The organism is Sphingomonas sp. Root241 (assembly GCF_001428865.1).
Taxonomy (GTDB): Bacteria; Pseudomonadota; Alphaproteobacteria; order Sphingomonadales; family Sphingomonadaceae; genus Sphingomonas.
In genome coordinates this window covers 303,761-325,561 of the sequence record NZ_LMIV01000001.1, presented here as the reverse complement: position 1 = coordinate 325,561, position 21,801 = coordinate 303,761, and the positions used below count along the sequence as shown (strand labels likewise).

Sequence of the window (21,801 nt, the reverse complement as noted above, 5' to 3'; positions counted from 1 at the left end):
CCGCGCCTTATGCGGGAAGTCCCCCGCCGCCTCAACCGCTGATCAGGCTCCGATCAGGCCGCCGCCTGCCGGCGCGCGATGACTCGCTCGGCATGGGGGTAGAGCACTTCCTCCTCGCGCTTGATCCGCTCGGCAAGGCCGGCCATCAGGATTCGGGTTTCGGCGCGGAAACGCTCCCATTCCTTTGTGATGCGATCGACGGGCCAGGTAGCGACATAATTGGCGAAGGACGGCCCGAGCAGGCCATGCTCCTGGCGATACAGCCATGCGATCCGCGTCGCGACCGCATCACCCGAGAAGAGCAGCCGGTCGTAGATCAGCCAATCCTCGCGATTGCAATGATCGAACAGCGCCTGCGCCATCCGCCAGCGCATCGCGGCGACGGCGGCGGCATCGGGTACCGGGGCAGACACGATCGAGAGCAATTGCGCAGCCTGAGCCTCGAGGGCCCGGTGTTCTGCGCAAAGTCCCTCAATCACTCGCTCGTCTCCCATGCTCAGGATCAAGAGCACAGGTTGTGAACAGCAGTTAGTCGGTAAAGTTCCCATTACGGGTCCTTACGGAGATACTTGCGCTCCGCAAGTCGGCACGCTCGAGCCGATCAGCGCGAACGCCCCCCGCCCATCCGCATCTTGGTCTGCTTGCCGTATCTCGTCTTGCGGGTGCCGGGCTTTCCTTCGTTCGAGCGGCCCATGATCGGCGCCTTGTGCTCGCTTGCCGGCAGGCCGAGCTCCTCGGCTTCGAGCGCGCGGATCTCGTCGCGCAGCCGTCCGGCCTCCTCAAATTCGAGATTGGCGGCGGCATCGCGCATCTTCTTCTCGAGCTCCTCGATATAGCCGCGCAGATTGTGGCCGACCATGTGCGGGCGATCGGCGTCGATCTCGACCGTGACGCCGTCCTTCGACGCGACATGCGCGATGATGTCGCCGATGTTGCGCTTGATCGTCTCGGGCGTGATGCCGTGCTCGATATTATAGGCGTGCTGCTTCTCGCGGCGGCGCCCGGTCTCGGCGAGCGCGCGCTCCATCGATCCGGTCATGCGATCGGCATAGAGGATCACCCGGCCGTCGACGTTGCGCGCGGCGCGGCCGATCGTCTGGATCAGCGAAGTCTCGGAGCGCAGGAACCCCTCCTTGTCGGCATCGAGGATCGCGACGAGGCCGCACTCCGGAATGTCGAGCCCCTCGCGCAGCAGGTTGATACCGACGAGCACGTCGTACACGCCCATCCGCAGGTCGCGGATCAGCTCGATGCGCTCCAGCGTCTCGGTATCCGAATGCATGTAGCGGACCTTCAGTCCCGCCTCGTGCATATATTCGGTCAGATCCTCTGCCATGCGTTTGGTGAGCGTGGTTACCAGGGTGCGATAGCCCTTGGCCGCGGTCGCCTTGCACTCCTGGATCAGGTCCTGGACCTGCTCCTCGACCGGCTTGATCTCGACCGGGGGGTCGATCAGCCCGGTCGGGCGGATCACCTGCTCGACGAACACCCCGCCCGCCTGCTCCATCTCCCAATTGCCCGGGGTCGCCGAGACATAGGTCGTCTGCGGGCGCATCGCGTCCCATTCGTTGAAGCGTAAGGGGCGATTGTCGATCGCCGAGGGCAGACGGAAGCCGTACTCCGCCAGCGTGATCTTGCGCTTGTGATCGCCGCGCGACATGCCGTTGATCTGGCCGATCGTCTGGTGGCTCTCGTCGACGAACAGAAGCGCGTTCTCGGGCAGATATTCGAACAAGGTGGGCGGGGGCTCGCCGGGAAGGCGCCCGGTGAGGAAGCGACTGTAATTCTCGATGCCCGCGCAAGAGCCCGTCGCGGCGATCATCTCGAGATCGAAATTGGTGCGCTGCTCGAGCCGCTGATGCTCGAGCAACTTGCCCTCGGCTTCGAGCTCCTTGAGCCGCTCGGTCAGCTCGTGACGGATGCCTTCCATCGCCTGCTTGAGCGTCGGCCCGGGCGTCACATAGTGCGAATTGGCGAAGACGCGGACATAATCGAGGCTCGCCACCTTGCTGCCGGTCAGCGGATCGAACTCGGTGATCTCCTCGATATCGTCGCCGAAGAAGGACACGCGCCACGCGGTGTCCTCATAGTGCGACGGGAAGATCTCCAGGCTGTCGCCGCGCACCCGGAAATTGCCGCGCGCGAACGCCTGGTCGTTGCGCTTGTACTGGAGCGCGACGAGCTTGCGGATGATCTCGCGCTGATCCTGGACTTGGCCCTTCTTCAGGTCGAAGATCATGGCGCTGTAGGTCTCGACCGAGCCGATGCCGTAGAGGCACGAGACCGAGGCGACGATGATCACGTCGTCGCGTTCGAGCAACGAACGCGTCGCCGAGTGGCGCATCCGGTCGATCGCCTCGTTCACCGAGCTTTCCTTCTCGATATACGTGTCCGAGCGGGGCACGTAGGCCTCGGGCTGATAGTAATCGTAATAGCTGACGAAATACTCGACGGCGTTGTCGGGGAAGAAGCTCTTGAACTCGCCATAAAGCTGCGCGGCGAGGATCTTGTTGGGCGCGAGGATCAGCGCCGGGCGCTGGAGCTCCTCGATCACCTTGGCCATGGTATAGGTCTTACCCGAGCCGGTGACGCCGAGCAGCACCTGATCGCGCTCGCCGGCGCGCGCCTGCTCGACCAGTTCGGGGATCGCATAACGCTGATCGCCCGAGGGCTGATAGTCGCTGACCAGCTTGAACGCCTTGCCGCCCTCGCTCTTCTCGGGGCGGTTCGGGCGATGGGGGACGAAGTTCTGCCCGGTATCGGGCTCTTCGAGCGACGTGCGGATCTGGATCGGCATGGCGTGGATATGGGACCTTTATCGGGGGACGCAATCAGCCTGTCTGGTTGACACGCTTGACACGATAGCGGGTTTTTCGCCGGAAGCGGCAGGTTTGCGCCGGGGAGGCGACGCTGAAGCGACGCTGTACAGTATGCGGGGATTCCGCTGCTTGCTCATGGTTGGAACAAAAGCAGATCGAATCCTATTTTACCAGAGCTTTGAGCCAGTTCTCCCTCTCCCCTGAAGGGGAGAGGGAATATTGTCCGCAATTGGGGCGGAAGCTGCCTGGCCGCTTCTGGCGTCTACTTTCGCGGCCAGGAAAGCCTGGATTGATGAAGAGCGGCCTTTCGTCTTCGGCGACTCTTACTTCTTCGTCACCCCGGCCTTGTGCCGGGGTCCACCAAGCCGCGAGAGAGCAGCAAGATCCTCTAGCTGCTCGCGAGTCGCACAGTCGACCCCGACACAGGGCCGGGGTGACGAGTAATGGAAATGGCGGCTGCGTCCGCTACCGCTCGATAGCCGCCTGAGACACTCGCCTCCCGACACAGCCGCATTGCCAAGCGCCGCCAATTCGGCTTTTGGAGAGCGCAGAACCGACAGGGAACCTCACATGCGCGCCACCATCGTCCTCGGAACCGTCGCCCTTGCGCTGGCCGGCTGCCAGTCCGCCGAGGAGAAGCACGCCGCCGAGACCGGCGAGATCGAGGTCACCAACGCAAAGACCGAGCAGGTCGCGAAGCTGATCAAGGCCGCCGCGCCGAAGACCGCCGTCAAGCCCGGGCTGTGGAAGGCCGAGCTGCGCATCGAGGCGGTGGATGTCGGGCCGGGCGGCGACGGCGCGCGGCAGCTCCAGCTCGCCAAATCGCTCGAGCGCGAAGCGACCGAGTGCAAGACCGCCGAGCAATTGAAGCCGTTCGACATTTCCAAGCTGGAAAAGGCGGCGGGCGCGTGCACGTTCGTCCGCTATGTCTCCAAGGGCGGCAAGGTCGACGCCGAGATCCAGTGCAGCAAGAAGGCCAGCGAACCGGGCACGACGCTGCTGATCAACGGCACCAATTCGGCGACCGGCTTCGATGTGGTGACCGAGAACCGCACCGGCACCAAGGGCCAGCGGGGCTATTCGCTGCTCCGGATGCGCTCCACCGGCACGCGCGTCGGCGAGTGCGCGGCGCAGGCGAAGGGCTGAACGCGGCCGGCCGGGTCGCGCGGCTCAGCCTTCGTTGCGGCGATAGGCGATCCGCCACATGATCGCGGCGATACCGGCGGCGAGCCCCGCCAGGAGCAGGCTGGATGCCGCCGCGCTCAGCCAGCGGAACCACAGGGTGCGGCCATCCATCTCGGGCATGTCGAGCATCCCGAAGCCATAGGTCTGCGCGCCGACGAAGATCACCATCGCAGTCACCGCGCCGACCAAAGCCGCGTGCCAGGCCCGGCGCAGCCCGGCGACGTGCATCACCAGCCAGACTGGCCCGCCCACCGCGGTGATCGCCAGCCCCGAGAAGATTCCGCCGATCAGCCAGCCGCCGAGCAGGTTGAGCGGTTCGCGCTGGCCGCCGAGCAACAGCAATATGAGCACGACCATGCCGGCCAGCGCACTGCCCGCGCCGAGCGCCAGTCCCGCCCGGTCGATGCTGGTGTCGTAGCGGCGCGGCACGCGGATCGTGCGTCGATTGATCTGTTCCAGGGCCCCTCTCCCGAGCGCCGACGATACTCCTGCGGGGACGCCGCCTCAAGCGGCGACGCGACGGTTCAGCGCAAAGCGTCGAACCGGCCTTCGCGCACGCATTTTTCGACGCGGGCCATGTCGGAATGCGGCGGCGGCGCGCCGAGCGCGGGCACCTCCACCGGCACGCCGATCGCAGCGGGCGCGAAGCGCGCGGGATCGCTGCCGGCACAGGCCTGCATCGCGGCGAGCATGCGCGGCGGCGTGTCGTAGCCCTCACGCGAAAGCCGGAACGTGCCCCAATGGATCGGCAGCGCGAACGGGCGTCCGAGCCCGTCCCACACACGCAGCGCATCCAGCGGGCCGATATGGCTGCCGCTTGCCATCTGTCCCTCCTCGAAGCGGAAGGCGCCGATCGGGATCAGCGCGAGTCGGATCGGGCCGAGCGCGGCGGCCTCGGCGGGCCATTTGCCGTCGCCGAGGCCGGTATCGCCCGCGAAGAAGAAATTGCCGCGCGGGAGCTGGACCACGAAGCTCGACCAGAGCGCGCGGTTGCGATCGCTGAACCAGCGGCTGTCCCAATGGTGGCTGCGCGTAACGGTTACCCGGACATCGGGTCGGATCGCGCGCCCCTGCCCCCAGTCGAGCGCCGTCGCGGCGATGCCCGTCTGGCCGATGACGCTGTCATTGCCGAGGCTGGTGACGATGGCCGGCTTGTCGCGATCCCAGAGCCGCCTGAGCGTCGCGAGGTCCATATGGTCGTAATGATTGTGGCTGACGAGAACGAGATCGATCTTCGGCAGATCCTCGAAGCGGACGCCGGGTTCCGCCACGCGCTGCGGGCCGAAGCCGAAGGGCCCTGCGCGTTCGCTCCAGACGGGGTCGGTGAGGATGTTGATGCCATCGGCCTGGACGAGGGCGGTCGCGTGGCCGATCCAGGTGACGCGCATCGCCGCGCCCTCGACGCGCGCCGCGGGTTTCGAAGGATGCACCGCGACATGGTCCGGCCAGGCGGGCTGGCTCGAGTCGCCGAAGATCCGCCGCGCGATCAGACGGGTGCGGCCGGGGTCGGCGGAAAGGCGATCGTCATCGCCGTCGGGATTGAAGAAATGCGCGCCGTCGAAATGCGCGCTCACGGGGCCGCGATAGTAGATGCGGTCGAGGAAGTGCGGGAGCACGGTGAGTGCGAGACACAGGACGACGACGGTCCATAACAGCCCGGCAAGGGCAAGCTTGAGCAGGCGCATGCGCCCTTCTTGCGGGGGCCGCGCGCGCGATCAAGCTTGATCGGCGATGCCGCCCTCCCCTAACCGATAGCCATGACATCCGATCTGCCCCGGACCGAGGAAGAAGCCGCCGCCGAGCTCGAACGGCTCGCCGACGTGATCGCGCACCACAACCGGCTCTATCACGCCGACGATGCACCCGAGATCAGCGACGCCGAATTCGACGCGCTGATGCGGCGGAACAATGCGATCGAGGCGGAATTCCCCGATCTCGTCCGCAGCGATTCGCCATCGCGAAAGGTGGGGGCAGCGCCTGCGGGGCACCTCGCCAAGGTGGCGCATGCGCGGCCGATGTTCAGCCTCGACAACGGGTTTTCGGACGCCGATGTCAGCGATTTCCTGGGGCGGGTGCGGCGCTTTCTGAACCTGCCGCCGGACACGCCCGTCGCGCTCACCGCCGAGCCCAAGATCGACGGGCTTTCGTGCTCGTTGCGCTACGAACAGGGCCGGCTGGTCCAGGCGCTCACCCGCGGCGACGGCCGAATCGGTGAGGACGTCACCGCCAATGTGCGGACGATCGACGACGTGCCCCAGGAGATACCCGGCGCGCCCGACATCTTCGAAGTGCGCGGCGAGGTCTATATGGCGAAGCGCGACTTCGCCGAGCTCAACGCCCGATTGCTCGCCGAGGCGGAAGCCACGGCCAAGGAAGCGCGCCAGTTCGCCAATCCGCGCAACGCCGCCGCGGGATCGCTGCGCCAGAAGGATGCGTCGGTCACGGCGTCGCGGCCGTTGCGTTTCCTTGCCTGGGGCTGGGGCGAAGTCACGTCGCTGCCCGGCGAAACGCAAGCGGAGGTGATCGCGGCGATCAAGGCGATGCGCTTCCCGGTATCCGACCTGTTCGCGGGCCCGGTCGATCTCGATGCGGCGCTGGCGCAATATAAGCGGATCGAGGCGCAGCGCGCCGATCTGCCCTTCGATATCGACGGCGTCGTCTACAAGATCGACCGGCTCGACTGGCAGACCCGGCTCGGTTTCGTCGGGCGCGCGCCGCGCTGGGGCCTCGCGCACAAATTCCCCGCCGAGCGCGCGCAGACGACGCTCAACGACATCGAGATCCAGGTGGGCCGCACCGGCAAGCTGACTCCGGTCGCCAAGCTCGAGCCGGTGACGGTGGGCGGCGTGGTGGTGCGCAACGCGACGCTGCACAATGTCGATGAGATCGCGCGGCTGGGCGTGCGCCCCGGCGACCGGGTAATGCTCCAGCGCGCGGGCGACGTGATCCCGCAGATCGTCGAGAATCTGACGCGCGACGAAGATCGCCCGGTCTTTACGTTCCCCGACCATTGCCCGCGCTGCGGCTCCGAAGCGGTGGCGGAGGAAGGCGAAGTCGATGTCCGCTGCACCGGCGGATTGATCTGCCCGGCGCAGCGGCTCGAGCGGCTCAAGCATTTCGTCAGCCGCGGCGCGCTCGATATCGAGGGACTGGGCGAGAAGACCCTGGTCGAATTGCTCGACCTCGGCTGGATCACCGAACCAGCGGACATCTTCCGGCTGGCACCGCACCGCGAGGACTTGCTGGGGCGCGAAGGCTGGCAGGAAAAGTCGGTCGATGCGCTGCTCGCCGCGATCGAGGCCAAGCGCACGCCCGATGCCGCGCGGCTGCTGTTCGGGCTCGGCATCCGCCACATCGGCGCGATCACTGCGCGCGATCTGCTCAAGCGCTACACGACGCTCCCCGCGATCCGGACGCTCGCCGAAGAGATCATCGCGCTCCGGGATGCTATGCCTCCCGCGATCGGCGAGAGCGAGCAGAAGCACCGCGCGCGCCTCGACAAGGCGATCACCGAGCATATCGGCGTCGAGAATGTCGGCGGCGCCGTCGGGCACGCTTTGGCCGATTTCTTCCACGAGCCGCACAATGTGGCTTTGTGGGAGGATCTGCTGGCGGAGGTCTCGCCGCCCGATTTCATCGTCGAGACACGCGCTTCCGAAGTCTCGGGCATGACCCTGGTATTCACCGGCAGCCTCGAGTCGCTGAGTCGCGACGAAGCCAAGGCCCAGGCCGAATCGCTGGGTGCGCGAGTCGCCGGATCGGTGTCGACGAAGACGAATCTGGTGATTGCGGGGCCGGGCGCGGGATCGAAGCTCAAAAAAGCCGCGGAGCTCGGAATCCGGGTGATCTCAGAGGAGGATTGGGCCAAAATCGTCGCCCAAGCCGAGTGACTTTTTTGCAACGCAGCAAAGGAATCAACTGTTACCAACAGCTTGTAATGCCCACCCGGATTGACTGTCATCGGTTGGACATAAATGAATTCCATGGGCGGCGACGACGGTGAACCGCACCGCGTGATCAGTGCACCACAGGGCACACCGAAAGGGACTTTCCAGAAATGCGCACCAAGCTTTTTGCTGGCGTGGCTTTTGCCGCGCTCCTGATTCCGGCGAGCGCCTACGCGCAGTCGACCGGCACGATCGACTTCGAAGAAGGCAGCGAAGAGATCGTCGTCACCGGCACCCGGACGCAGAACGGCGTGAACGGCATCGTGGTTCCCGATACCACGAAGACCCGCGGCGTGCTGAACCAGGAATTCATCCAGCGCCAGGCGCCGGGCCAGTCGGTCAACGACCTGATCAACCAGCTTCCGGGCGTCAGCTACACCAACAACGATCCCTTCGGTTCGTCGGGTGGCTCGCTCAATATCCGCGGCTTCGAAGGCAGCCGCATCAGCCAGACCTTCGACGGCATTCCGCTCAACGATTCGGGCAACTATGCCATCTATGGCAACCAGCAGCTGGATCCCGAGCTGATCGAGCAGGTCAACGTCAACATGGGCACCACCGACGTGGACAGCCCCACCGCCGGCGCCACCGGCTCGACGGTGAACTATCGCACGCGCAATCCTAGCGAGGATTTCGGCGTCAGGCTGATCGGCTCGGTCGGCGACTTCGACTTCTTCCGCATCTTCGGCCTGGTCGACACCGGCACCTTCACTTCGTTCGGCACCCGCGCCTGGCTCTCGGCGAGCTCGGCGCGCAACCATTCGCCGTTCAACGACCGCGCGCAGGTCGAGAAGCAGCAGTATAACGCCAAGATCTACCAGCCGCTGGGCGACGGTGGCGACTTCATCGCGATCGCCGGCCACTGGAATGAGAACCGCAACAACTTCCAGGGCTCGGTGCCGCTGCGCACGGACACCGGTGTGTTGACCGGCAGCCGCGTCGTTGGTCCGAACACGAACAATCGCTTCCCGATCACGAACGACGAGCGCGAATATTCGGTGCCGCTCTGCCAGATCACCAATACCGCCCGTCCCGGCGTCGCCGACACCGCGAACAGCTGCGGCTCGGTCTTCGACGAACGCTTCAACCCGTCGAACACCGGCAACGTCCGCATCAATTCGCGCTTCACGCTGGCCGAAGGCCTCGTCTTCGCGGCCGATCCCTATTATCAGTACACCAAGGCCAATGGCGGCGGCACCACGGTCGGCCAGGAAGTCCGTCGTGACGTCAATCCGGCCGGCGGGGCCGCGAACTGCAACACCGCCGCGAACAGCGCGACGGTGAGCTGCCAGGTCGGCTATATCGGCGGCACGCCCTATTTCGGCCGCGACCTCAACGGCGACGGCGACCTGCTCGACACCGTACGTCTGCTTACGCCGAGCCAGACGCAGACCCATCGCATCGGCGTGATTTCGTCGCTGCGTTACACGGTCTCGCCGGGCCAGACCGTGCGCGTCGCCTATACCTATGATCGCGCGCGCCATCGCCAGACCGGCGAGACCGGCTTCCTGCAGTATAACGGCCAGCCCTTCGACGTCTTCCCGGTCAACGATCCGGTCCTCGACGTGAACGGCCGCGCCCTGCAGAAGCGCGATCGCCTGTCCTTTGCCATCCTGCATCAGTTCGCTGCGCAGTATAATGGCGAGTTCTTCGATGGCACCTTCCGCGTCGATGCGGGCATCAGCGTCAAGTTCCTGCGCCGGAACCTGAACAACTATTGCGCCACGTCGAGCGCGGCGGGCTTCATCGAATGCTTCGGCTCGGACAGCGCGGCGCAGGCTGCGTGGCTTGCGGCGAACCCGACGCAGACCGTGCCCTACGCCGCGGGCGTCGAGGGCGCGACCTGCCCCGCCAATCCGACGCCGTCGACCAACTGCACCTTCCCGACCCAGGGACCGCAGCAGCGCATCGTCGATTACAAGCGCGCGCTGCCGAACATCGGTTATGTCGCCGACATCACCGACAAGCTCTCGCTCTACGGCAACTTCTCGCAGAGCATCCAGGTGCCGGGTACGGACAATCTGTACAACTCGTTCTATTATCCGGTGACCGCCGATCAGGCGAACCCGAAGCCCGAGACCACCGACAATCTCGAGACCGGTCTTCGTTACCGCTCCTCGAAGGTCCAGGCGCAGGTCGCGGCATGGTACACCAACTACAAGAACCGGCTCGCTTCGTCCTACGATGCCGAGCTGGACAAGACGGTGTACCGCAACCTCGGCAAGGTGAAGCGCTTCGGCTTCGACGGCACGATCGCCTATCGCCCGATCAATGAGCTGAGCGTCTATGCCTTCGGTTCGTACCTCGACTCGGAGATCCAGGACGATGTGGTCGCCGGCCGCACGGCGGCGGGCGCGGCGATCTACGCTCCCACCAAGGGCAAGCGTGAATCGAACGCACCGGTCTACACCTTCGGCGGTGGCGCGCAGGCGGATCTGGGCTTCGCCGACTTCGGCTTCAACGTGAAGCGTACCGGCCCGCGCTACATCTACGACACCAACGAGCCGGTGCGGCAGATCGTCAGCGGCAACGTGATTCAGGTCTTCGGCGCCAAGGTCCCGGCCTACACGCTCGTCGACTTCAATGCGCGCATCCCGCTCGGCTGGGCCGGTCTCAACGACAAGACCTATTTCCAGCTGAACGTGCTCAACGCGTTCGACGAATTGTGGGTGAGCTCACTCAACAGCGGCAATGGCGCACTGAACCAGGGCCCGACCTTCAGCGGCACCGGCGCGATCACCGGGTACGGCAACGCGCCGAACTCGCAGATCGGCTATCCGCGCACCTTCATGGGTTCGCTGGTGGTGGGCTTCTAAAAAGCCCGGCTCCCGATCCGGGAACGAAAAGGCCGCCGCTCCAGCGATGGAGCGGCGGTTTTTCTTTGTGCAATTGTCGGGGTGCAGCGCGGGCAGCGCACTCGCAACGTGGAGTGCAGGCTCACATCCCAATCCGTCATCCCCGCGAAAGCGGGGACCCATCTCCTGAGCGAGCGGCAGAATGCACCGGCCCGCTCGCGCATACGGCTGGAGATTGGTCCCCGCTTTCGCGGGGATGACGATGAAGAGGCGGTCTGGTTAACCAAACCGACGACCTAAATGGTTTTCGACCTAGCCCGGGATCGTGGAGACCTCCAAAATCTCGATCGCCTCGGGCCGGCCGTTGAAATCGACGCGCTCGCCTTCTTCCGCGCCGAGCAGCGCGTGCGCGAGCGGCGCCGAGAAAGCGAGGCGATCGGCGCGCGGATCGGCCTCATCGTGGCCGACCAGATCGATCACCCGCTCCTTGCCTGCCAACCGGATGCGCACCCGCGATCCGATGCCGACCACGCCGTCTTCGGGCGGCGGCGCGATCTCGGCGGTGGTGCGCCGCGTGTTCCAGTAGCGCAACTCGCGCTTGAGGATTTCGCGCGGTTCCTCGACGGCTTCCATGGCGATCGCCGCTTCGAGTGCGGCCACCTTCGCCTCGATCAATGCGAGCCCACGCGCAGTGAGGAGGTTCGGGCCCGCAGGGAGCGGAATCTCGAACTTCGGTTCCTTATGTTCCTCGTCGCTCTCGCGACGGAAGGCGACGCTCATCGCTGCGGCAATTCCTCTAGCGTGGATGATGTCTTCCAAAGATCCACGGCGCCTTCGGTTGCATGCACGTCGATTTCGGCGAGCTCATCGGCACTGAATCCGAGATTCTTCACGGCATCGAGCGAATCGTCGAGCTGCTGGACATTGCGCGCGCCGATCAGCGCCGAGGTCACCCGCGGATCGCGCAGCACCCAGGCGATCGCCATCTGCGCAAGCGTCTGGCCGCGGCGTTCGGCGATGGCGTTGAGCGCACGGATGCGGGCGAGGTTCGCGTCCGACAACAGCCCCTGCCCGAGCGAACCGCCCTTTGCGGCGCGTGCATCGGCGGGAACGCCGTTCAGATATTTGGACGAGAGCATCCCTTGCGCCAGCGGCGAGAAAGCGATGCAACCAGTGCCGAGATCGTCCAGCGTGTCGAGCAGGTCCTCTTCGATCCAGCGATTGAGCATCGAATAGCTCGGCTGGTGAATGAGCAACGGCACCTTGTATTCGGCGAGGATCGCCGCGGCCTGGCGCGTCAGCTCGGGCGAATAGGACGAGATGCCGACATAGAGCGCCTTGCCCTGGCGATGGATGTGCGCGAGCGCGCCCATCGTCTCCTCGAGCGGCGTCTTGGGATCGACGCGATGCGAATAGAAGATGTCGACATAGTCGAGCCCCATCCGCTTGAGGCTCTGGTCGCACGAGGCGATCAGGTATTTCCGGCTGCCGCCGACGTCGCCATAGGGCCCCGGCCACATGTCCCAGCCCGCCTTGGTTGAGACGATCAGCTCGTCGCGGTGCGCGGCGAAGTCGGCCACCATGACGCGCCCGAAATTCTCCTCGGCCGAGCCGTAAGGCGGGCCGTAATTGTTCGCGAGGTCGAAATGGGTGACGCCCCGATCGAATGCTCGGCGGAGCATCGCGCGGCCGGTCTCGAATATGTCGGCGCCGCCGAAATTCTGCCACAGGCCGAGGCTGATCGCCGGCAGGTCGAGTCCCGAGCGCCCGCAGCGGCGATAGGGCATGCGGCCGTCGTAGCGCGCCGGGTCCGGGGTCCAGGGCTGGGGATAGGGCATGGTCTCAGGTCTCCGACGCGTGAAAAGGCCGATGCCGCGGCGACGCGGTTCGGCTGTCGCGCGTTCTATAATGATACCGGTCCGCCCGTGTCATTGAAGGATTGGAAATGCCCCGATTGGCGCTCGTCGTGATCGCCCGGAACGAGGCGCGCTGCATCGCGCGCTGCCTGACGAGCGCGCGGCCGCATGTCGACGCGATGATCGTCGTCGATACCGGATCGACCGACGACACAGTGGCGATCGCCGAGGCATGCGGCGCGATGGTGCATCGCTTCGGCTGGTGCGACGATTTCTCGGCGGCGCGCAATGCCGCGCTGGCTTATTCGGATGCCGACTGGAACCTGATCCTCGACGCCGATGACTGGCTCGAGGGCGACGCCGGTGCGCTCGGGCCGCAGACGCTACCGCCCGCCCCCGCGCCGGCCCGGTTCGTCGGCTGCGTCCGGATCGTCAACCAGGCGAGCGCCGACCAGCCGGTGACGCGCAAATTCATTCCCCGGATCCTGCCGCGCGGGGTGCGCTACGAAGGGCGGATCCACGAGCAGCCGGTGTCGCCGCTGCCGATGGTGCTGCTGCCGCTGACGCTGCGCCACGACGGGTTCGAGGAAGCCCAGCTCGCGCGCAAGGCCGGGCGCAACGAAGCGCTGCTGCGCGCCGAACTCGATGCCAATCCGGGCGATTCGTACCTCTGGTACCAGCTCGGTCGCGAGCATCTGGTGCGCGGGCAGCCGGGCGAAGCGGCCGATGCACTGCTGACCGCGCACCGCACGAGCGCGCCGGACACCGCCTATCGCCACGGGATCGTCGTTGCGGCGGTGCAGGCGTTCAAGCGCGCCGTCCGGTTCGAGGAGGGGCGCGCGTTCATCGACGCCGAGCATGTGCACTGGCAGCGCTCGCCCGATTTCTATTTCGCGGTCGCCGACCTCTATCTCGAATATGCGAGCCACCGGCCCGAGATCGCGATGGAGGAGCTGCTCCCCGTGGTCGAGGGGAGCTGGAAGCGCTGCCTCGAGATCGGCGAGCGGCCCGACCTCGACGGATCGACCGAGGGCTGCGGCAGCCATCTCGCGGCGCACAACCTCGCGATGTTCTACGAGACCCTGGGCATCGACGACGACGCCGCATCCTATGCGGCGATGGCGGCGGAAATGCGCGGGCGGCTGGCGGCCTAGACCGTGAAGCTCTCGCCGCAGCCGCAGGCGCCCTTGGCGTTGGGATTTTCGAAGGTGAAGCCCGCGGCGAAATCGTCCTCGACCCAGTCCATCGTCGAGCCGACGAGATAGAGCACCGAGGCGCCGTCGACATAGAAGGTGCCGCCCGGCGTCTCGATCTTCTCGTCGAAGGGCGCCGCCTCGCTGACATAGTCGACCGAATACGCCAGCCCCGAACAGCCGCGACGCGGCGTCGAGAGCTTGACGCCGATCGTGCCTTCGGGCGCCTTGGCCATCAGCTCGGCGATGCGCGCCTCGGCACGTTCGGTGAGGTTGAGCGCGGCGGGGCGTTGGCGGAGCGTGGTCATCACAGCATCCCCAGTTCGAGCTTGGCGTCGTCGGTCATCTTCTGCGGGTCCCAGGGCGGATCCCAGACGAGATTGACCTCGGCATGGCCGATCCCCGGCACCGAGCCGACACGCAGTTCGACTTCGCCGGGCATGGATTCGGCCACCGGGCAGTGCGGCGTGGTGAGCGTCATCTGCACCGAGGCGTGGCCGTCGCTGGTGATGTCGACGCCGTAGATCAGCCCGAGATCGTAGATGTTCACCGGGATCTCGGGATCGTAGATCTCCTTGAGCGCCTGGATCACCGACTCGTAGAGCTCACCGCCGGGCTCGCCCGCGGGATGGGCCTCGGGCTTCTGCTGCAGGAAGCCGGTCAGGTAATCGCGCTTGCGCTCGAAAGTCTCGTGCACCTCTTCGACGCGCGCCTTGGGCGGCGCATCGACGGCGTCGACCTCCTCGACTGCGATCTTGCGTTCCTCGTTCACCCGAAAATCCTCGTCACGCGTTCGATACCCTTCACCAGCGCGGCGATATCGGCCGCATTATTGTAAACCCCGAAGCTCGCCCGCGCCGTCGCCGGCACTCCCAGCGCGTCCATCAGTGGCTGGGCGCAATGGTGGCCGGCGCGGATCGCGACATTGCCTTCGTCCAAGATGGTGGCGACATCGTGCGGATGCACCCCCTCGACTGCGAAACTGACGATGCCGGCGCTGTCGTCGGGGCCGAACAGGCGGACGCTGTTGATCTGCGACAGCGCGTCACGGGCCTGACGGACCAGGGTGGTCTCGTGGGCGTGGATGCGATCCAGCCCGATCGCGTCGACATAATCGACCGCGGCGTGCAGCCCGACCACGCCGACGATGTGCGGCGTCCCCGCCTCGAAGCGGCCCGGCGGCGGGGCATAGGTGGTGCGCGCGAAGGTGACGCGGTCGATCATCGATCCGCCGCCCTGATAGGGGGGCATCGCGTCGAGCAGTTCATAACGGCCCCACAGCACGCCGATCCCGGTGGGGCCGTAGAGCTTGTGGCCGGAGAAGACATAGAAGTCGCAGCCGATCGCAGCGACGTCGACCGCCATGCGCGGCACGGCCTGACAGCCGTCGAGCAGGATCTTCGCACCCACCGAATGCGCGATCTCTGTCGCCCGCTTCGCGTCGAGCACCGATCCGAGCACATTGGAGACATGCGCGAGCGCGACCAATTTGTGCGCCGGCGTGATCATCGCCGCCATCGCGTCGGGGTCGATGCGCTGGTCGGCGGTGAGCGGGATCACGTCGATCGCGGCGCCGATCTTCTCGGCGACCATCTGCCAGGGCACGATGTTCGAATGATGCTCGAGCGTCGAGAGCAGGATGCGGTCGCCGGCTTTCAGCTGCGTGCCGGCCCAGCACTGGGCGACGAGGTTGATCCCCTCGGTCGCGCCGCGGACGAAGATCGTCTCCTGCGGCTTGCCACCGATGAAACGTGCGACCCGTTCGCGCGCGGCCTCGAACGCCAGCGTCATGTCGGCCGAGCGCTGGTACACGCCGCGATGCACGGTGGCGTAGGTCTCGCCATAGCCGCGGGCGATCGCGTCGAGCACGGGCTTCGGCTTCTGCGAGGTGGCCGCGGTATCGAGATACGCCCAGCCCGCCGGGATCGCCGGGAAATCGGCGAGCAGGTCGAGCGGGCGGGTGTCAGTGGTCACGCTCACAGCGCACTCTCCAGCCACTTGTCGGCGTCTGCCACGAAAGCCTCGCGCACCTTTTCCTCGCCGATCCGAGACATCGCGTCGGCGACGAAGGCGCGGGTGAGCAATGCCTTGGCACGCGGCGCGGGGATGCCGCGGCTCTGGAGGTAGAAGAGCGCGCGCTGGTCGAGCTCGCCCACCGTCGCGCCGTGCGCGCACTTCACGTCGTCGGCGAAGATCTCGAGCTCGGGCTTGAGGTTCACGGTCGCGGCGCGTTCGAGCAGCAGCCCGCGCAGCGACTGCTCGCCGTCGGTCTGCTGCGCGCCGCGGGCGACTTCGACGCGGGCCGCGAGGCTCACGGTCGAGCGGTTGGCCGCCACCGCGCGCCACACTTGCCGCGAGGTGCCTTCGACCGCCTCGTGACGCACCGCGACTGCGGCTTCCTGCTTCTGCGTGCCCGAGGTCAGCAGCGCGCCGCCCATCTCCGCAAAAGCGCCCTTGCCGGTGAGCGTCAGCGCGCCGTCGATCCGGCTGCCCATCCCGCCGGCACCGAGGAAGATCGAGACTAAGCTCGCCGCCTCGCCGATCTCGGCCTCGTCGCGCAACGATACGAAGCCATCGGCCTGGAGCAGCCGCACCGAGCGCATCAGCCGGGCGCCCTTGCCGAGCGCGATCTGGGTCAGCCGATTGGCCCAGCCGCTGCCGGCATAGGTCTCGACGATCGAGGCGACCGCATCGTCGGCGAGCGTGATGCGCGCGGGAACGTGATTCTCGCCGCCCGAGCCGAGATGGACGATCTGAATGCCGGTCACCACCGCTTGCGGATCGAGCGACAGCACCCAGCCCTCGCCCTCGGCCATGCCGCCGAGCGGATGCGCGGTCTCGGGCGCGAAGCGCGCGACCTTGACCGGGCCGGGGCGGCTATGCGCGGGCTCGAAGACGCCGTCGACGAACAGTAGGCGCGGGCCTTCCGCGTCGAGGAACAGGTCGGCGGGCTTGACGCCGGCATTGCGCGGCTCGGCATCCGCCGCGGCGCGCAGCGCCTGCATGTCCGCCCAGCGCCACTCTTCCAGGCGCGGAGAAGGAAGTTCGAGCGTGGTCACGCGATCCTCCCCGGAACGGGGAGGATCTGGATGAGACTCCTCATGCCGCCACCGCTCCATAGCCCCGCGCTTCGAGCTCGTGGGCCAACTCAGGACCGCCGGTGCGGGTGATGCGGCCCGCTTCGAGGACATGGACGAAATCCGGCTGCACATAATCGAGCAGGCGCTGATAATGGGTGATCAGCAGCACCGCCTTGTCGGGCGCGCGCATGATCCGGTTGATCCCCTCGCCAACCGCCTTGAGCGCATCGATGTCGAGTCCGCTATCGGTCTCGTCGAGGATCGCCAGCTTCGGCCCGATGATGCCCATCTGGACCATCTCGTTGCGCTTCTTTTCGCCGCCCGAAAAACCGACATTGACCGGGCGCTTGAGCATTTCCTGATCCATGCCGAGCGCATCGGCCTGCGCGCGGGCGAGCTTCAAGAACTCGCCGCCCGAAAGCGGGGCCTCGCCGCGCGCGCGGCGCTGCGAATTGAGCGCCTCGCGGAGGAACTGGACGTTGGAGATGCCCGGGATTTCGACCGGATATTGGAAGCCGAGGAACAGACCGGCCGCGGCGCGTTCGTGGGCGGCCATTTCGAGCAGGTCCTCGCCGCCGAAGGTCACGCTGCCGCCGGTCGGTTCGTAGCCCGGGCGCCCGCCCAGCACATAGCCGAGCGTCGACTTACCGGCACCGTTGGGGCCCATGATCGCGTGGACCTCGCCCGCATTCACTTCGAGGCTGAGCCCCTTGAGGATTTCCTTGCCGTCGATTTCGGCGCGGAGATTGTCGATCTTGAGCATGTTACAGAGGCACCGTCAGCAGGCGCACCGACTTCAGCGGCTCGGGCGCGTTATAGGCATCGACCCGACCGCCGTCGGGGAGTTCCCAGATGATCTTGTATTGCTTGGGCTGGACGATCGCGGCCGCGATATCCGCCTCGATCGCATCGAGCGTCACGCGCATCCGGCTCCACCAGCGCGCATTGACCGGGCGGTCGCCCAGCATCACGCGGCCCTGCGTGAAATCGCCCTCGGTGAATTCGCGGCAACCCCTGGTCGCTTCCGCCACCTTGGCCGCGCGTGCCGATGCGGCGGCGGGCGCGACGCCGACCTGACGGACAATGCAGCGGGCATGGCGCGTGGCGATGCCGATCTGCGGCGTATCCTCGACGACGACGCCGCCCGCATTCTGGGCAGCGGCAAGCGCGAACAACATTCCGAACATCATTGCGATACTCCCGGGAGCCCGAACACCGGCCCCATCCCCATGCTTGCCCGAACCCTGCTTGCGCGCCGCTGACTACGGATCATTCGCCGAGCTCCTTCGCCGGCCCGACGCGGATTACCGGGCCATCCGAGGGCGGCTTGGGCAAGGGCGGCAGCTTGACGCGCTGCCGCTCGGTCTCGCGGCTCGGCTCGGAGAGACCGAGCGGGCCGGCCTGGCCCGGCGCGAGCGTCGGCTTCGGATCGGTGAGCTTCGGCAGCGTGAAGGCCTGCGACACCCCGGCACCCGCTGGCCGCGTCTCGCCTGGCGTCGCGGCCGATGCCAGTTCGAGGAACGTCATCTCGCGGCAATCGGTGACCTCGTCGGCGGTCTTGGCATAGCAGACCGGCGTCGCTTGGCACGCATTGGTGTCGCGCCGCTGGCTGCCGCTGGAGACCATGATCCGGCAATTGCGCAGCTTGCCGTCGGCGCCCTTGTCGAACAGCATCGTCGTGAGCCCGAACTGCGCGCGCACGACGATCTCTTCGTCCTGCCCCTCGGCAGCGGGAGGCGCGGCAGGCACGTCCTGCGCGAGAAGGAGGAGGGCGAAGGGGATCATCGGGCCTCGATCACCCTATCGTCACCCCGGACTTGTTCCGGGGCCCACCGGGCGGCTGCGCGAGAAGCTGGCGCCTCTTGCGCATCGCCCGGCCGCATGGTGGATGCCGGAACAAGTCCGGCATGACGCGTTGGGGAAAGACAGGTCACCCGACGGACCCCTCCAGGGAGATCCCCAGCAGCTTCTGCGCCTCGACGGCGAATTCCATCGGCAGCTGCTTGAGCACTTCGCGGGCGAAGCCGTTGACGATCAGCGCGACTGCAGCCTCCTGGTCGAGTCCGCGCTGCATCGCGTAGAACATCTGGTCCTCGCTGATCTTCGAGGTGGTCGCCTCGTGCTCGATCTGCGCGGTCGGGTTCTTCACCTCGATGTACGGCACGGTGTGCGCGCCGCACTGGTCGCCGAGCAACAGGCTGTCGCACTGCGTGAAGTTGCGGACATTCTCGGCGCCGGCATTGACCAGCACCTTGCCGCGATAGGTGTTGTCGCTGCGGCCGGCGCTGATGCCCTTCGACACGATCGTCGATCGCGTGTTCTTGCCGATATGGAGCATCTTGGTGCCGGTATCGGCCTGCTGGCGGCCGTTGGTCACTGCGACCGAATAGAATTCGCCGACCGAGCCGTCGCCCTGCAGGATGCACGACGGGTATTTCCAGGTGATCGCGCTGCCGGTCTCGACCTGGGTCCAGCTGACCTTCGAGTTCGTGCCCGCGCACAAGGCGCGCTTGGTGACGAAGTTGAAGATGCCCCCGACGCCGTTCTCGTCGCCGGGATACCAGTTCTGGACGGTCGAATATTTGATCTCGGCATCGTCCAATGCGACCAGCTCCACCACGGCGGCGTGCAGCTGGTTCTCGTCGCGCATCGGCGCGGTGCAGCCTTCGAGATAGGAGACATAGCTCCCCTTGTCGGCGACGATCAGCGTGCGTTCGAACTGGCCGGTATTCTCGGCATTGATGCGGAAATAGGTGCTCAGCTCCATCGGGCAGCGCACGCCCTCCGGGATGTAGACGAAGGTGCCGTCCGAGAAGACCGCCGAGTTCAGCGCGGAGAAGAAATTGTCGCGCACCGGCACGACCTTGCCGAGCCACTTCTTCACCAGCTCGGGATATTCGCGGATCGCCTCGCTGATCGACAGGAAGATGACGCCGGCGGCCTTCAGCTCCTCGCGGAAAGTGGTCGCGACCGAGACGCTGTCGAACACCGCGTCGACTGCGACCTTCCGCGCGCCCTCGACGCCGGCGAGCACCTTCTGCTCCTCGATCGGAATGCCGAGCTTCTCGTAGACGCGCAGGATCTCGGGATCGAGCTCGTCGAGGCTGCCGATGGTCTTCTTCTGCTTCGGCTCGGCGTAGTAGTACGCGTCCTGATAATCGATGTGCGGGATCTGCAGCTTCGCCCATAAGGGAAGCTCCATCTCCTGCCACATGCGGAACGCCTTCAGGCGCCAGTCGAGCATCCATTCGGGCTCGTTCTTCTTGGCACTGATATAGCGGACGGTGTCCTCGCTCAGCCCCTTGGGCGCGAACTCCTGCTCGATATCGGAGGAGAACCCCCATTCGTACTTCTTGTTCGCGGCGGCGAGCGCCTCGGCATTCTTCGTGGCCATGTTACACCTGTTCCCCGGCAAGCGCCGGGACCCGGTCAGCGGACTCGGGATGCTGTGCCCCGGCCGGAGCCGGAGCAGCGGAGAGCTGGGATAGGGAGATACCCGCGAGCGCGCCCTTTACGGCGCCGTTGACGGCATTCCAATGCGGTTTGACGCGGCACGTGCCCTCGACCACGCAATCATGCTTGCCGCTGTCGACGCACGTCGTGAGCGCGATCGGGCCCTCGATCGCCTCGACGATGTCGGCGACGGTGATCGCCGCGGGGGGCCGCGCGAGACGGAAGCCGCCGCCGGTACCGCGCGCGCTCTCGATCAGCCCAGCGGCGGAGAGCTTGCTCACCAGTTTCTGCACGGTGGGGAGCGGCAGTCCCGTCTCCTCGGCGAGCAACGTCGCGTTCAATCGGCACGACGCACCGCAATGGCGCGCGGCTGCGGCCATCATCACCACGGCATAATCGGCAAGGCTCGAAAGACGCATCTGCTCCTGCTCGCCCTCTGCGCAACAGCGCGACGGGCCATAATCGGAATGATTCTATCCGATTGCAGATGGGGCTAGTTGCCCCGAAGGTCAACCGGCTCGGGGATGACGTCGGGCAAGAAGTGCAGTTCTTCGTTCTTCAGGGTGAGCGCCAGCGTCGGATCGCTGCTCCCGCGCAGGCTGGTCGGCGTATAGCCGGTGAAGTGCTTGATCTCGTTGATCATGTGCGACTGATCGGAAAACGGCCCGAGCACGTCGGAAAGCGGCGCGCCCTGGAAGATCTGCATCGCCGCGCGGATCGCGCGGAACTTGCGCTTGAGCTTGGTCGGCGGCCCGCCGAAATATTCGAGGCACAGCCGCTGGACCTGGCGCTCGCCGAGCCCGCTGGTCTCCTCGATCGTGGCGTAGAGCGCGTCGATCGTGGGATCCTCGCTCGCCGCCCATTCGCGCACCCGGCTGAGGAAGGGGAAATGCGGCTCGGGTACGGGCTTCACTTCCTCCTGCCGCATGATCAGCTGCGGCGCGATCGCCCCGATCATGTCGTCGAGCTCGGTCATGCCGCGAAGCTGCTCGAGCAGCCGCGGCGCGCGCTCGCAGAACAGTTTCTCGCCGTCGATGATGTGATCGGTGACCTTGTGCGCGGGAATGCCGATCAGTGCCTTCCAGCCGATCGCGCGCAGCACGACGCCGAAGCAGAGCACCGGACCGCGCATCCGATAGCTGGCGGCGGCGGTGCCCGGGCCGGCGACCATGATCGGCTTGAGCGCTTCGACATGGCCGTCCGGGAAGGTCATCTCGCCCTCGCCGCGGATCAGGAAGCGGATTTGGCCGATATCGACGCGTTCCGGCCTTTCGAGCTCGCCCTCGCCGGCGCGGAACAGATAATAGGATTCGACGTGCGGAAGCAGCCGGCCCTTGGCCGGCTTGAGCTCGATCGTCACCGCCGGCGCGCTTTCCGCGCCCGCGTCGGTAACGATGGGTTTTCTTATGGTTGCGCCCCGCATCTACGACTCGAGCCCCCATCCCGAGAATCTGTGTCTGCGGGTTGTCTATA

20 protein-coding genes are annotated in these 21,801 nt (G+C 66.2%); 4 read left to right on the top strand and 16 right to left on the bottom strand.

What is annotated here, in order from left to right; genetic code table 11:
• Positions 1-53: 53 nt before the first annotated feature.
• Together ASE13_RS01655 and uvrB are read right to left on the bottom strand one after the other, a co-directional pair.
• Positions 54-494 (bottom strand): hemerythrin domain-containing protein, encoded by a 441-nt coding sequence (locus tag ASE13_RS01655; protein ID WP_268801268.1) that lies wholly within the window; start codon positions 492-494, stop codon positions 54-56.
• 107 nt (positions 495-601) lie between these two features.
• Complete coding sequence (gene uvrB / locus ASE13_RS01650; protein WP_056610528.1) at positions 602-2,797, bottom strand: excinuclease ABC subunit UvrB; 2,196 nt, start codon at positions 2,795-2,797, stop codon at positions 602-604.
• A 592-nt stretch (positions 2,798-3,389) separates the two neighbouring features.
• On the opposite strand from uvrB, the gene ASE13_RS01645 reads away from it, so the two are divergent.
• Positions 3,390-3,965 carry a DUF3617 domain-containing protein gene (locus tag ASE13_RS01645; protein ID WP_056610526.1) on the top strand — a complete coding sequence of 192 codons (576 nt, stop codon included), beginning with the start codon at positions 3,390-3,392 and terminating at the stop codon, positions 3,963-3,965.
• A gap of 24 nt (positions 3,966-3,989) precedes the next feature.
• On the opposite strand, the gene ASE13_RS01640 is transcribed toward ASE13_RS01645, so the two are convergent.
• Together ASE13_RS01640 and ASE13_RS01635 are read right to left on the bottom strand one after the other, a co-directional pair.
• Positions 3,990-4,433 (bottom strand): hypothetical protein, encoded by a 444-nt coding sequence (locus ASE13_RS01640; RefSeq protein WP_235536806.1) that lies wholly within the window; start codon positions 4,431-4,433, stop codon positions 3,990-3,992.
• Between the two features lie 95 nt (positions 4,434-4,528).
• Complete coding sequence (locus ASE13_RS01635; RefSeq protein ID WP_056610520.1) at positions 4,529-5,689, bottom strand: MBL fold metallo-hydrolase; 1,161 nt, start codon at positions 5,687-5,689, stop codon at positions 4,529-4,531.
• A 72-nt stretch (positions 5,690-5,761) separates the two neighbouring features.
• Here ASE13_RS01635 and ligA point away from each other — a divergent pair, with 72 nt between their 5' ends.
• Both ligA and ASE13_RS01625 read left to right on the top strand, forming a co-directional pair.
• Positions 5,762-7,894, top strand: a complete 2,133-nt coding sequence (ligA, locus tag ASE13_RS01630) for an NAD-dependent DNA ligase LigA (RefSeq protein WP_056610517.1) — start codon at positions 5,762-5,764, stop codon at positions 7,892-7,894.
• Between the two features lie 167 nt (positions 7,895-8,061).
• Positions 8,062-10,767: a TonB-dependent receptor gene (locus tag ASE13_RS01625; protein WP_056610514.1), complete on the top strand. Its 2,706-nt coding sequence runs from the start codon at positions 8,062-8,064 to the stop codon at positions 10,765-10,767.
• A 291-nt stretch (positions 10,768-11,058) separates the two neighbouring features.
• Here the strand turns inward: ASE13_RS01625 and ASE13_RS01620 are convergent, their stop codons facing one another.
• Both ASE13_RS01620 and mgrA read right to left on the bottom strand, forming a co-directional pair.
• Positions 11,059-11,526 (bottom strand): GreA/GreB family elongation factor, encoded by a 468-nt coding sequence (locus ASE13_RS01620; protein WP_056610511.1) that lies wholly within the window; start codon positions 11,524-11,526, stop codon positions 11,059-11,061.
• Entirely contained in the window at positions 11,523-12,584 is a 1,062-nt protein-coding gene (gene mgrA / locus ASE13_RS01615; RefSeq protein ID WP_056610508.1) for an L-glyceraldehyde 3-phosphate reductase, read from the bottom strand. Before mgrA ends, ASE13_RS01620 begins: the two co-directional genes overlap by 4 nt.
• Positions 12,585-12,691: 107 nt before the next feature.
• On the opposite strand from mgrA, the gene ASE13_RS01610 reads away from it, so the two are divergent.
• Positions 12,692-13,756 (top strand): glycosyltransferase, encoded by a 1,065-nt coding sequence (locus ASE13_RS01610; RefSeq protein WP_056610505.1) that lies wholly within the window; start codon positions 12,692-12,694, stop codon positions 13,754-13,756.
• Here the strand turns inward: ASE13_RS01610 and ASE13_RS01605 are convergent.
• The 10 genes from ASE13_RS01605 to ASE13_RS01560 all read right to left on the bottom strand — a co-directional run bounded on the left by ASE13_RS01605 (position 13,753) and on the right by ASE13_RS01560 (position 21,751).
• Positions 13,753-14,103: a HesB/IscA family protein gene (locus ASE13_RS01605; protein WP_056610502.1), complete on the bottom strand. Its 351-nt coding sequence runs from the start codon at positions 14,101-14,103 to the stop codon at positions 13,753-13,755. The two genes, ASE13_RS01610 and ASE13_RS01605, sit on opposite strands and share 4 nt — an antisense overlap.
• Positions 14,103-14,567 (bottom strand): SUF system Fe-S cluster assembly protein, encoded by a 465-nt coding sequence (locus tag ASE13_RS01600; RefSeq protein ID WP_056610499.1) that lies wholly within the window; start codon positions 14,565-14,567, stop codon positions 14,103-14,105. The genes ASE13_RS01605 and ASE13_RS01600 overlap by 1 nt, the downstream gene beginning before the upstream one ends.
• Positions 14,564-15,775 carry a cysteine desulfurase gene (locus ASE13_RS01595; RefSeq protein WP_056610496.1) on the bottom strand — a complete coding sequence of 404 codons (1,212 nt, stop codon included), beginning with the start codon at positions 15,773-15,775 and terminating at the stop codon, positions 14,564-14,566. Before ASE13_RS01595 ends, ASE13_RS01600 begins: the two co-directional genes overlap by 4 nt.
• On the bottom strand, positions 15,772-16,854 hold the full coding sequence (locus ASE13_RS01590) for a SufD family Fe-S cluster assembly protein (RefSeq protein WP_200955543.1): 1,083 nt from the start codon (positions 16,852-16,854) through the stop codon (positions 15,772-15,774). Before ASE13_RS01590 ends, ASE13_RS01595 begins: the two co-directional genes overlap by 4 nt.
• 40 nt (positions 16,855-16,894) lie before the next feature.
• Positions 16,895-17,638: a Fe-S cluster assembly ATPase SufC gene (sufC, locus tag ASE13_RS01585; protein ID WP_056610494.1), complete on the bottom strand. Its 744-nt coding sequence runs from the start codon at positions 17,636-17,638 to the stop codon at positions 16,895-16,897.
• Position 17,639: 1 nt separating this feature from the next.
• Positions 17,640-18,065 carry a hypothetical protein gene (locus tag ASE13_RS01580; protein ID WP_235536805.1) on the bottom strand — a complete coding sequence of 142 codons (426 nt, stop codon included), beginning with the start codon at positions 18,063-18,065 and terminating at the stop codon, positions 17,640-17,642.
• Between the two features lie 79 nt (positions 18,066-18,144).
• The gene (locus ASE13_RS01575) at positions 18,145-18,660 is read right to left on the bottom strand and encodes a hypothetical protein (protein WP_056610492.1); all 516 of its coding nucleotides are present in this window, start codon (positions 18,658-18,660) and stop codon (positions 18,145-18,147) included.
• A 145-nt stretch (positions 18,661-18,805) separates the two neighbouring features.
• Positions 18,806-20,269 carry a Fe-S cluster assembly protein SufB gene (gene sufB / locus ASE13_RS01570; RefSeq protein WP_056610490.1) on the bottom strand — a complete coding sequence of 488 codons (1,464 nt, stop codon included), beginning with the start codon at positions 20,267-20,269 and terminating at the stop codon, positions 18,806-18,808.
• Position 20,270: 1 nt separating this feature from the next.
• The gene (locus ASE13_RS01565; RefSeq protein ID WP_056610488.1) at positions 20,271-20,747 is read right to left on the bottom strand and encodes an SUF system Fe-S cluster assembly regulator; all 477 of its coding nucleotides are present in this window, start codon (positions 20,745-20,747) and stop codon (positions 20,271-20,273) included.
• Positions 20,748-20,821: 74 nt separating this feature from the next.
• The gene (locus ASE13_RS01560; RefSeq protein ID WP_056610486.1) at positions 20,822-21,751 is read right to left on the bottom strand and encodes a helix-turn-helix domain-containing protein; all 930 of its coding nucleotides are present in this window, start codon (positions 21,749-21,751) and stop codon (positions 20,822-20,824) included.
• Positions 21,752-21,801: the final 50 nt, after the last annotated feature.

Excerpts from the sequence above, each read along its gene's own strand:
- ASE13_RS01625 (WP_056610514.1), top strand. The coding sequence starts at position 8,062 with ATGCGCACCAAGCTTTTTGCTGGCGTGGCTTTTGCCGCGCTCCTGATT.
- ligA (WP_056610517.1), top strand. The coding sequence starts at position 5,762 with ATGACATCCGATCTGCCCCGGACCGAGGAAGAAGCCGCCGCCGAGCTC.
- ASE13_RS01645 (WP_056610526.1), top strand. The coding sequence starts at position 3,390 with ATGCGCGCCACCATCGTCCTCGGAACCGTCGCCCTTGCGCTGGCCGGC.
- ASE13_RS01605 (WP_056610502.1), bottom strand. The coding sequence starts at position 14,103 with ATGACCACGCTCCGCCAACGCCCCGCCGCGCTCAACCTCACCGAACGT.
- sufB (WP_056610490.1), bottom strand. The coding sequence starts at position 20,269 with ATGGCCACGAAGAATGCCGAGGCGCTCGCCGCCGCGAACAAGAAGTAC.
- uvrB (WP_056610528.1), bottom strand. The coding sequence starts at position 2,797 with ATGCCGATCCAGATCCGCACGTCGCTCGAAGAGCCCGATACCGGGCAG.
- ASE13_RS01565 (WP_056610488.1), bottom strand. The coding sequence starts at position 20,747 with ATGCGTCTTTCGAGCCTTGCCGATTATGCCGTGGTGATGATGGCCGCA.
- ASE13_RS01655 (WP_268801268.1), bottom strand. The coding sequence starts at position 494 with ATGGGAGACGAGCGAGTGATTGAGGGACTTTGCGCAGAACACCGGGCC.
- ASE13_RS01580 (WP_235536805.1), bottom strand. The coding sequence starts at position 18,065 with ATGATGTTCGGAATGTTGTTCGCGCTTGCCGCTGCCCAGAATGCGGGC.
- ASE13_RS01575 (WP_056610492.1), bottom strand. The coding sequence starts at position 18,660 with ATGATCCCCTTCGCCCTCCTCCTTCTCGCGCAGGACGTGCCTGCCGCG.
- sufC (WP_056610494.1), bottom strand. The coding sequence starts at position 17,638 with ATGCTCAAGATCGACAATCTCCGCGCCGAAATCGACGGCAAGGAAATC.
- ASE13_RS01560 (WP_056610486.1), bottom strand. The coding sequence starts at position 21,751 with ATGCGGGGCGCAACCATAAGAAAACCCATCGTTACCGACGCGGGCGCG.
- ASE13_RS01635 (WP_056610520.1), bottom strand. The coding sequence starts at position 5,689 with ATGCGCCTGCTCAAGCTTGCCCTTGCCGGGCTGTTATGGACCGTCGTC.
- ASE13_RS01620 (WP_056610511.1), bottom strand. The coding sequence starts at position 11,526 with ATGAGCGTCGCCTTCCGTCGCGAGAGCGACGAGGAACATAAGGAACCG.
- ASE13_RS01610 (WP_056610505.1), top strand. The coding sequence starts at position 12,692 with ATGCCCCGATTGGCGCTCGTCGTGATCGCCCGGAACGAGGCGCGCTGC.
- mgrA (WP_056610508.1), bottom strand. The coding sequence starts at position 12,584 with ATGCCCTATCCCCAGCCCTGGACCCCGGACCCGGCGCGCTACGACGGC.